The 9659-nt window shown below is 59.4% G+C and carries 10 protein-coding genes; 8 read left to right on the top strand and 2 right to left on the bottom strand.

Annotated features, from left to right (window positions below):
• Nucleotides 1-60: 60 nt before the first annotated feature.
• The gene (locus tag ACFWW4_RS07620; RefSeq protein ID WP_411890298.1) at nt 61-363 is read right to left on the bottom strand and encodes a TetR/AcrR family transcriptional regulator; all 303 of its coding nucleotides are present in this window, start codon (nt 361-363) and stop codon (nt 61-63) included.
• A gap of 151 nt (nt 364-514) precedes the next feature.
• Between ACFWW4_RS07620 and ACFWW4_RS07615 the strand changes: the two genes are divergently transcribed.
• On the top strand, nt 515-760 hold the full coding sequence (locus tag ACFWW4_RS07615) for a hypothetical protein (protein ID WP_411890286.1): 246 nt from the start codon (nt 515-517) through the stop codon (nt 758-760).
• Between the two features lie 219 nt (nt 761-979).
• Here ACFWW4_RS07615 and ACFWW4_RS07610 read toward each other — a convergent pair whose 3' ends face one another.
• Entirely contained in the window at nt 980-1561 is a 582-nt protein-coding gene (locus ACFWW4_RS07610) for a TetR/AcrR family transcriptional regulator (protein ID WP_411890285.1), read from the bottom strand.
• Between the two features lie 122 nt (nt 1562-1683).
• On the opposite strand from ACFWW4_RS07610, the gene ACFWW4_RS07605 reads away from it, so the two are divergent.
• From ACFWW4_RS07605 to ACFWW4_RS07575, 7 genes are all read left to right on the top strand, one after another.
• Nucleotides 1684-2160, top strand: a complete 477-nt coding sequence (locus ACFWW4_RS07605; RefSeq protein WP_411890284.1) for a hypothetical protein — start codon at nt 1684-1686, stop codon at nt 2158-2160.
• Between the two features lie 28 nt (nt 2161-2188).
• The gene (locus ACFWW4_RS07600) at nt 2189-2878 is read left to right on the top strand and encodes a deiodinase-like protein (RefSeq protein ID WP_411890283.1); all 690 of its coding nucleotides are present in this window, start codon (nt 2189-2191) and stop codon (nt 2876-2878) included.
• A gap of 85 nt (nt 2879-2963) precedes the next feature.
• Complete coding sequence (locus tag ACFWW4_RS07595; RefSeq protein ID WP_411890282.1) at nt 2964-4106, top strand: efflux RND transporter periplasmic adaptor subunit; 1143 nt, start codon at nt 2964-2966, stop codon at nt 4104-4106.
• A complete protein-coding gene (locus tag ACFWW4_RS07590; RefSeq protein WP_411890281.1) occupies nt 4103-7195 on the top strand; it encodes an efflux RND transporter permease subunit in 3093 nt (1030 codons plus the stop codon). The genes ACFWW4_RS07595 and ACFWW4_RS07590 overlap by 4 nt, the downstream gene beginning before the upstream one ends.
• Before the next feature lie 588 nt (nt 7196-7783).
• Nucleotides 7784-7984, top strand: coding sequence for a helix-turn-helix domain-containing protein (locus ACFWW4_RS07585; RefSeq protein WP_411890280.1), 201 nt, complete (start codon nt 7784-7786; stop codon nt 7982-7984).
• A 6-nt stretch (nt 7985-7990) separates the two neighbouring features.
• Nucleotides 7991-8173 carry a helix-turn-helix domain-containing protein gene (locus ACFWW4_RS07580; protein WP_411890279.1) on the top strand — a complete coding sequence of 61 codons (183 nt, stop codon included), beginning with the start codon at nt 7991-7993 and terminating at the stop codon, nt 8171-8173.
• A gap of 451 nt (nt 8174-8624) precedes the next feature.
• Nucleotides 8625-9572, top strand: coding sequence for a tyrosine-type recombinase/integrase (locus tag ACFWW4_RS07575; RefSeq protein ID WP_411890278.1), 948 nt, complete (start codon nt 8625-8627; stop codon nt 9570-9572).
• Nucleotides 9573-9659 lie beyond the last annotated feature (87 nt).

The raw sequence follows: 9659 nt of genomic DNA, 5'->3' as shown, positions 1-9659 counted from the left end.
GCTTGAACTCGCGGCTGAACACTCTTCTCGTCATGTAGATTCTCCAGTTTCATAAACACCTTATCTCGGTGTCCACGAAACCGGCAGCAGGCCATCCGGCTTACCAGGGTCGCTCGATCGGCTGGCACTCGCACTAAGCGTAGTTTCTACAGCATCACCGGGATCATTGGTATTTCTCAGAGTTTCGATGACCCGCACATCAAACCTTGCGGCATATCGGTCAAGCGCAGCGATCACCAAGGCTATCTTGTCCCCGTAGAGCTTGTAAAGGTTGGCCCTTGAGGCTCCACTCGCCTCAGACAGATCGCTGATCGTCATCTCCGCAAAGCCCTTTTCCCAAAACCTATCGGTGACCGCGTCGATGATTTTGCCGTAATCTGTGATCGCCGGACGACCGCGCCGACTATTTTTCTGAACTCATCAGTCTTTTGATTCTCGCAACTTTATGAACTGGTGAGTATGTTAAATAGGGCCAACAGGAGGCGAATTCCATGACTCTCTTCCGACCACCGCAATGATCGCGGTTGCTGCGATGCCGACGGTCGTGATCGCCGAAGTGTCGAAGCTGAGCTTGACCGAAATGCCGTTGAACCAAACGCCAATTGAAGGCGTGTCGTCCATGATTTCAGGAGCGATGGATGCCGAAGGTGTTTTCCGTGCCGCAGACATTATGCGGCCACGTCTCAACGGCAGTTTCGGCGCTAGTGATTTCACTATCGTGACCGTCCGACTTGTTCTGCGTTCGCGCATCCTGGCGTAGTTATTTATGAGAATTGTGGTGACCGCCTCGGCGCCCAACCGACTAAGCCATTCCGAAGAACAATGCCCGATAACTTCATTCCCGATATGCGCTATGCGGAAAACCGACGGCTTGTTTGACAACATCCGAGTTTTTTCATGAATCCGGCTGCAAAAGCAATGGTTTCACGGCGTTTCCCAATCCGTCCTCAAGAGATACTTGTTGTTGAGCACGCGAAAGCTAACCCAAGAACAGATCTATTGACGCTTCGATGTTCGACAGAGTCTCCGGTGTCGCGACCCGACGCTGATACACCTCTTCGGTTGTGACGATTGCCGTGCCTGCTGTCAGCGAAACGATGTGAAGAAACAGAATATTGGGATCAACGTCGCTACGCCATCCACTTTCCTGCGCCGCTTTGATCTCCTTCCGCCACCGACTTGCAAAGCCCGCAATCAAGGCCGTCAGATCCTCTGACGCATGACGCATCACGTCGGGATTTCTCAGGATGTGGTGGAGGGCGCTATTGTCTTTGGCCCAGTTGATATAGGCCAGCATCATGGCGCGCAGTCGGGCTGGTCCGGGTGGGTCGGCATCCGCGGCTTCTGACGCGGCGAAGAGGCTGCCCACGCCTTCCACTGCAATCGCATTCAAGAGATCGGACTTAGTCGCGAAGTGGCGGAGCGGTGCCGCGTGGCTGACGCCGAGGTCGCGCGCCAACCCTCGCAGGCTTAGGCCTTCCACCCCCTTTTCACCGAGTGTTTCAATCGCGCGATCCAGCAGGGCCTGGCGCAGATTTCCGTGATGATAAGGCGCGTTCACTTTATCTTCCTTCTTAATGTTGACAACGCCTACATGTAACTCTATGTAGACGATGACAACATGATCAGTTCGAACGTCTTTGTCAACGAGGCCGACCGAACAAACTCAAGAAAGGAAACGCAATGGCCGATGTCTTGATATCACTCCTCACTGGCCTGCTCGGCCTCGGCACCGGTATTTTCGTGGTGCTTTCGCTGATCGAAAAACCGGTCTGGCGTCTGATGTGGGCGCCAAGTTCGGCACATGTCGGCGACGACGAAGCCCGTAAGGTGCACGCCATCCTGAAGCGCGTGATCCACCTGCTGCCGCCAACCATGATGACGACGATGGGCACCGCGACGCTTCTTGTGATCGTCCTGCTGGTGCAGACCGGATTTTCGACCGCCGGCATCGCTTTGGCGACACTGTTCTTTGTGCAGCTGGGCCTGATCGTTGCCCGTCTTTTCAAGGATATCCGCGGAGTCGACACCGTGCCCTCGGACGGAGACGTATTCGCCGTCCGCGACGGCCTCGGCGCGCTGACGCTGCTGCATCACCGCGGACTGTTGATGACGTTGAGCACGCTCATCGCCGTGCTCGCCCTGCAGGCTCTCGCATAACCTGAAACCGCATCAAAGGAGAATTTCGATGACAAACACACAATCGAACACCTATGGCTACCGTCGGTTCACACCCGAACAATACGACTTTACCGTCGATGAGGGCCTTCAGGCCGGCGACACGTTCAAGGATGCCGAACTGCACACGCTGGACGGTCAGATCGTCCATCTTGCCGATTACCTGAATGACAAGCCACTCGTTCTTGAGACGGGCAGCATGACCTGCCCAATGTACGCGCAAAGCGTTCCGCCGATGATGAAGTTGATGGAAAAATATCCCGAACTCGACCATGTGCTTTTGTACGTACGCGAGGCCCATCCGGGCGAGCTTCAGCCGCAACACCGGACAGAGGCCGACAAGATCGACGCCGCCAAGAAGACCAAGCGGCGCTATCACGAAAACCGGACGATCCTCGTCGATGACGTGAACGGGTCTGCGCACCGCAATTACGGGACCATGCCGAACTCGATCTTCGTGATCGCACCTGACGGGAAAATCCTGTTTCGCAGCATCTGGAACAATGCTGAGGACATGGACGCGATCCTGGGTGCTCTCGCGAATGGCGAGCCAGTTCAGTCCCGCGAACTCAAGGCCGTCCCGCCGTTCTCTTTCCGGGCCGTCAGAACGCTCTTCATGGGTGGGATCGTTGCGATTTGGGATTTTGTCCGGGGTCTCCACCGGCTCGTGGCCAACCACAAGAAGGTCGGCAACATGTAAACGGCGCCTGCAGACGGGGGCCGTCTCCACCATTCTGCCCAACGCTGCGCGACCATCACCAATCAATCAGGAAGGAAGGCTTCCAATGGTTTACTCAAAAGCTCCAGCTCTATTTCTCTCGACCCTCATTCTAGCAGGGTGTTGGGAAGAAGAGGTCGCCGCACCTGAGGCAGAGCCGCGGATGGTGCGCACCGAGGTTGCGACGACGGCGGATGCCGTACGGACGCGCAGCTTCCCGGCCGTGTTGCAGCCGCCAGAACTCACGCCACTCGCCTTCGACGTGGGTGGACGCCTCGGGCCCATCGATTTGCGGATCGGACAGGAGATTACCCGGGGGGATGTTCTAGCAACTGTCGAGGCAGAGGATGCCGCGCTGCGCCTACAGCAGGCGGAAGCCGCGCTCGTCGAGGCCGAGACCACTGCCGCGAATGCCCGACAGGAAGCGGATCGGCAATTAGCGCTGTTCGAACGCAATGTCGTCTCTGAGGCCGCGCGGAACCGCGCGCTCACGCAAGCAGATCAGGCAGACGCTCGTGTCACTCAGACCGCACGCAACCTCGATCTGGTGCAAAGCACGCTTGGCGACACGACTTTGCGCGCACCATTCGACGGGATCATCGATGGGATCAACGTGCAGGCCTTTGGCAGCGTCCAGCCGGGCCAGCCTATTTTGACCCTTTACGAGGATACAGGGCTACAGGCCACCATTCTGGTCTCATTCGACGTCGTCACAACATTGGAACTCGGCCAAAGCGTTTCCGTAGTGCCGACCGATGGCGAAGGCACACCCTTGCCCGCCACGCTGACGGAAATCGGTCGACGCGCCGCAGCGGTCTCGTCTTTCCCGATCGTCGTGACGCTGGACGAAACCCGGCCCGAGTTACGCTCTGGCATGGCTGTGGAAGTGATGTTCGATCTGCCGATCCCGGAGGCCCAACAGGCCATTGAACTGCCGCTCTCATCCATCGCTCTCGGCCGCGATGTAGCCATGGACGAACCGCCATTTACCGCGCAGGTCTTCGTCGCCCGATCGGTCGGCAACAACCGCGCAGAGCTTGAACTGACGGATGTCACGCTTGGCACTGTTGCCGAAGACCTCGTCTACATCACAGGTGGGCTTGCGACGGGCGATCGCGTCGTGACCGCCGGTGTTTCGTTCCTCAATCCGGGACAGATCGTGCGGGTGGCCGAGACCGCCGCTGTCAAAGTATCGGAGGCAAGCCAATGACTGCTCTCACACGCTTCGGGATCGACAAATCCCGCCTCAGCATCCTTGTGATGATGCTCGCCGTCGCGATCGGACTGTCCGGTTACCTCAGCCTGCCGAAACGGGAAGACCCGGAAATCATCATCCGCACGGCAATCGTAACGGCGGCGAACCCTGGTTTACGCCTCGCGCAGATCGAAGAACTGATTGCCCTGCCACTCGAAGAAGCGGCGCGCGCCATTCCTGGTGTCGATGAGGTACGCACGCAGATCACCGGCGGCGTCGCCGTGCTACAAGCTGATCTGGCCGACAGCGTTGCAGAAGAAAACCTGACCACGGTCTTCGACGAGATCCGCAACAACATGGACGCGATGGCCCGCAGCCTGCCCGACGGCACACGCGGTCCGGTCGTGAACACGGATTTCGGGGACGTGGCGGTCGCGACCGTCGCGATCACGGGCGATGGTTTCACGCTGCCCGAGATCGAAGAGGCCGCGAAAGACCTGCGCGACAGGCTATATGCGGTGCCGGATGTCGCCGCCGTGTCGCTTTATGGCACGCAATCCCAGGTCGTCACGCTGGAAGTTGACCGCGCGCGGCTTGCGTCGCTTGGTGCAACGCTCAACCCCGTACTTGCGGCACTGCACAGCCAGAACGTCCGCCTGCCAGCCGGAAGTGTTGTGACGGGGGACACCCGCGTGCCGCTTGAGACGACGGGCGATTTCCGCTCGGTCGCGGATATCGAAAACCTTCTCGTCGATCTGCCAACCCCAACAGGCGACACCCAGCTTATCCGGCTCGGCGATCTCGTCACCGTTACTCTCGGCACCGAAGAACCGGCCTCGCGGCCTGTGTTTCAGGATGGCAAACCTGCCGTGGTCGTCGCGGTCGAGATGGCCGAAGGCGTCGATATCACCGCGCTTGGGCCAGAACTCGAACGGGTGATTGACGATTTCGTGGCCGACCAGCCAATCGGTATCGAGGCGACGGTCAGCACGTTCCAGCCGGATGTCGTCTCGGCCTCCGTCAACGGCGCACTCGTCAACATGGCGCAAACCATCGCCGTGGTGTTTCTTGTGATGCTTGTCTTTCTGGGGCTGAAAACCGCGCTCGTCGTCGCGGCCATCGTGCCGCTTGCGATCAGCTTCTCCTTCGCGCTGATGCCCACCTTCGGTGTTGAATTGCAACAGGTCTCCATTGCCGCCATCATCATCAGCCTCGGCATCCTCGTCGACAATGGCGTGGTGATGATCGAGGACATGCAAAGCCGCATCTCGAAGGGCGAGGATCGCCGCGAGGCGGCTTTGGCTGCAGGTCGGCAATTTGCCCTGCCGCTTGGCATCGCATCGACGGTCACCATCGCCGCCTTCCTGCCGCTCTTCCTGCTCGAAGGGACCGAGGGCCAATACGGCTATTCGCTCGGAACGGTCGTGATGCTGATGCTCGTCGGCAGCTATCTCTCCGCGCTGTACCTGCTGCCTCGCCTTGCGGTCTGGGCGATCCCGGAACCCAAGACGCAATCGGCCAAGCGGCGTGGCCCATTCGACTACCTCTCTGCAGGCTATGGCAAGGTCGTGGGCTGGATCGTCCGTGCACCTTTGGTGGCCATCCTCGCGGTCATCGTGATCGTCGTCGCGGGTGCCAGCCAGATGGGGAACGTGCGCCAACAGCTTTTCCCGCTGAGCGAACGGGCGCAGATCCTGGCCTACATCGATCTGCCCCGCGGCAGCGACATCACGGCAACCGAGGCCACCGCCAACACGCTGACCGACTGGTTGACAGGTGACGAGAACCCAGAGGTGACAGGTGTCACGGGCTATATCGGCGCGGGTGGTCCGCGGTTTGTGCTGTCGCTCGATCCGGCAGATGTCGACCCGGCTTCGGCCTTCCTGATCATCAATACCACCGACTTCGAAAGCTCGGACGCCGTGCTCGACCGGGCCCGTGCTTACGTCGCCGAGGCCCTTCCGGGTGCGAGTGTCCGGCTCAAGCGGCTTGCTATGGGCGGACGCGAACCGGCGGTCGACGTGGAGATCTCCGGACCCGATGCGGACCGGTTGCTCAACGCGGCCTTGGAAGTACGCGCGGCCTTCGGTGAGGTGCCCGGCCTGATCCAGAACCGCGAGAACTGGGGCGGACGGCAACTGACCGGGACAATCCGGATCGCACAGGATCGCGTGCGTGACTATGGCCTGACCTCGCAGGATGTCGCCGAGGGGCTTGGCGCCTTCTTCGACGGACGCCAGTTCAGCACGCTGCGCCAGGGTGACGATATGATCCCCATCGTTCTGCGCGGCGCGGCTGATGATCGGACGAATTTCGAAGCTATCGCAAACGCGGTAGTCGAGGCCAACGGGCAGATCCTCGCGCTTGACCAGTTCGCCGATGTCGTTCCGCGACCTGAGATTGCCACGCTGCGGCGGGTCGATCAGCAGCGAACCATCACCGTCTCTGCCATTCCAGAGTCGATGTCGGCCTACGACCTGCTTGCCATCGTCCAGCCCGAGCTTGACCGGATCGCAGAAGACCTTGGTCCCGCCTACAACATCCATATCGGCGGAGAGATCGAAGCGGCTGGCGACGTGCGCGAGCTTTTGAGTGCGGGCTTGCCGGCGGCGGGCATTGTCATGGTGCTGGCCTTGATGATCCAGTTCAACAGTTTCCGCCGTGTCGGTATCACTCTGGCGGCTGTGCCCCTTGTTATCGCGGGCGTCGGCCCGACCTTGATCGCCACAGGTCAACCGCTGAGCTTCTTCGGCATTCTCGGTCTTCTCGCTCTGACGGGCATCATCGCCAACAATGTGATCGTCCTCATAGACCAGATCGACCTCGAACGCGCGAACAAATCGGTCTCTGACGCCATCGTCACGGCGGCACGCAAGCGGCTGAGACCCATTCTGCTGACCTCGCTCACGACGGTCATTGGGCTGCTTCCAATGGCGATTGCCGGCGGCGCGCTCTGGGAGCCGATGGCGACCCTGATGATCGGCGGACTCGGCCTCGCTGCCTTCCTGGCACTCTTCTGGGTGCCCGCCCTCTACAAAATCTCATTCCGTTCAGATCAAGCGATGCCTGTGCCACACGGCACGGCTCAATCATCCATGGCTTAGCGGACACTATGCCCGCCGGGGACCGTCAGGCTGGACACAAGAAGACTTGAAAGGAGACGACTACGCCCGGCGAGCGGGCGGTGGCATACTTTCACCCGTGTCCATTGAGTGGCAATGATCTGGATGACCTTGAGACTGCCTTGCGCGCAGAGATACGGCGCGACTATGTGCTTGTCGTCTCAGCCGCTGGCCAGATGCAATATCGCAGCGCCACAACCCGCACTTTGGTCCAAATGGTGCACCTGGCTTCAGGAGCGACCCGCCTGAGCAAGCTTGTGAGCGTCGCTGAGGTGGTAGGAGCCCCGCCACGTCAAAGAGGAGGGCGACCGAGTCTTCACCGTAGCCGCTTGTACGCGTTGCTGGTAGAACGTGCCGCGCACGGATTGGCCGAGAATGGGCGCAACGAAGAAGCCAAGGCCGTGTTGCACGCCTATGGCATACGAAACCAGAATACCCACCCGCCCAAACTGTCCACTATGAAGGCCTATGTTTCGGAGTGGATGAAAACTGGATGAAAACCGAAACCCTGTTTTGATCCACCCTACGTCCGCGACGGTTCACCCACCTTCTCACGGTGGAGTTTGAACCATGACAGACCTGAACAACACGAATCCGAAACACGCCCCTATCGCGGTTTCCCCAGATGAAACGGCGCGACTTGCGGGCCTTGGGCGCACCGCGCTTTACGCGACACTGGCCAAGGGCGATTTGCCCAGCACCAAAATCGGCACGCGGCGGCTCGTTCGAGTGGATGCTATTCGCGAATGGTTGGCAAGGCACGAGGCGTAAGACCCGATGCCAAAATCAGCCAGACTCAGCGGAATCAAGTCGCTCTACTGCTACACTATCCCAGAGGCGGCGGGTGTTACCGGCGTCTCTGACCGCACCATTCGGGCGTGGATCAAGCAAGGATTGACTGCCATGACGAGCAAGCGGCCAACGCTGGTGCGTGGCGATGCGCTAATTATCTTTATTTAGGGCCAGTGGCAGGCACGAAAATCCCAACTGTCGCTGGGCGAGTTCTATTGCCTCAAATGCCGTGCGGCACGCAAACCAGCGGGCGGACTTGTCGATTGTGAGACCGATGGCGCGCGTGCGAAACTCACCGCTTTGTGCGAGACCTGCGACACGATCATGCACAAACCAATCGCGTGTGAAAGCGTTCTTACGATTACCGATTTCTTCGATGTGGCGTTGCGCGGTGAACCGTCCTAGTCATCCAAGGCGGCTTCCGAAACAAACGCCCAGAATCGACATTAAAGAGGCGGACAGGTGCCCCCCTGTTCTTCCAATTCCAGCCTGCCGCGATTGGCAGGGTTTCTGACAGGTAAAAATCGAGCAAATCAGAGGCTCTTATGACACAAACCTCAACGAAAAAAACGAACGGATCAAGCGCGACTTCCTGACCTATCGCAAGCACTTCGAACAAGTGTCGAACAAGACTCTGGTCCCCGAGATTGCCCATCTTGAGCGCTTCGATGCGTGGAACAAGCGCAAGGATTTCGCCAAGTTCCCTATCGATTGGGCCGTGGGTTTCCGCGCGCATCTGGATCATGCCAAAGGCGCGAGCGGTAAGTCTTTGACCAAACCCACCACCCGCGCGATCATGGCGACGTTGCGCGAGTTTACGTTGTGGCTTTCTCAGCAAGAGTGCTTTCGGCGCAGGGTCAGGCCCGCCGATGCCAGCTATTTCCAGCTTTCCAGGCGCGATGAGGCGGAGGCCCGCGCGGCCCCCGAACGCCCAGCGCCCAGCCTTCACCAAGCCAAGCGCGCACTGGCCATGATGCCGGGTAAAACACCGCGCCAGATGCGCGACAAGGCGATCTTCGCCCTGTTCTGCCTGACAGGGATTCGCGTCGAGGCGCTCACCTCGCTCAAGATCAAGCATGTGGACTTGGCAGAAAAATCCGTAACCCAAAACCCGCGCGGGATGGCCACCAAGTTCGGCAAACGCATCGACACGTTCTTTGCCAAGGACTTTGACGAGGCTGAGGCCCCTCTGCGCGGCTGGTTGACCTATCTCGACGAGGTGGCGCTCTATAGCCCCGATGACCCGCTCTTTCCAGCGACGGCCCTTTCGGCGCAGTCAAACAAAGGCTTCGCCGCCAACGGCTTCACCCGCGCGCATTGGAAAACCACCCAACCCGTGCGCAAGATCGTCAATACCGCCTTTAATGCCGTCGGTCTGCCTGCTTACGGCCCGCACGCTTTCCGACACATGCTGGCCCGCCACGCCGCGAAAAACGGCAAAACGGTGGCCGAGTTCATCGCCAACGCCCAAAGCCTTGGCCACACAGGCCCCCTCACCGCCCTGCGCAGTTATGGCCAAATCAGCCGTGACGACCAAAGACGGCTGATCACGGGGGAAAGCGAGTAAGCAAATTTGGCGCGTTTCACCAAACCAAACAGCGATCAAGTGTGGGAACAGGTGTGGGAACGAAAATTCCCATTGAGATATTTTATT

The sequence above is a fragment of the Yoonia sp. SDW83-1 genome (genome assembly GCF_046762885.1).
Taxonomy (GTDB): Bacteria; Pseudomonadota; Alphaproteobacteria; order Rhodobacterales; family Rhodobacteraceae; genus Yoonia.
The sequence above is the reverse complement of the archived record's forward strand: the minus strand, read 5'-3'. Positions and strand labels throughout refer to the sequence as shown.

Coding starts and splice junctions, on each gene's coding strand:
- ACFWW4_RS07615 (WP_411890286.1), top strand. CDS start 515: ATGATCGCGGTTGCTGCGATGCCGACGGTCGTGATCGCCGAAGTGTCG.
- ACFWW4_RS07605 (WP_411890284.1), top strand. CDS start 1,684: ATGGCCGATGTCTTGATATCACTCCTCACTGGCCTGCTCGGCCTCGGC.
- ACFWW4_RS07600 (WP_411890283.1), top strand. CDS start 2,189: ATGACAAACACACAATCGAACACCTATGGCTACCGTCGGTTCACACCC.
- ACFWW4_RS07595 (WP_411890282.1), top strand. CDS start 2,964: ATGGTTTACTCAAAAGCTCCAGCTCTATTTCTCTCGACCCTCATTCTA.
- ACFWW4_RS07590 (WP_411890281.1), top strand. CDS start 4,103: ATGACTGCTCTCACACGCTTCGGGATCGACAAATCCCGCCTCAGCATC.
- ACFWW4_RS07585 (WP_411890280.1), top strand. CDS start 7,784: ATGACAGACCTGAACAACACGAATCCGAAACACGCCCCTATCGCGGTT.
- ACFWW4_RS07580 (WP_411890279.1), top strand. CDS start 7,991: ATGCCAAAATCAGCCAGACTCAGCGGAATCAAGTCGCTCTACTGCTAC.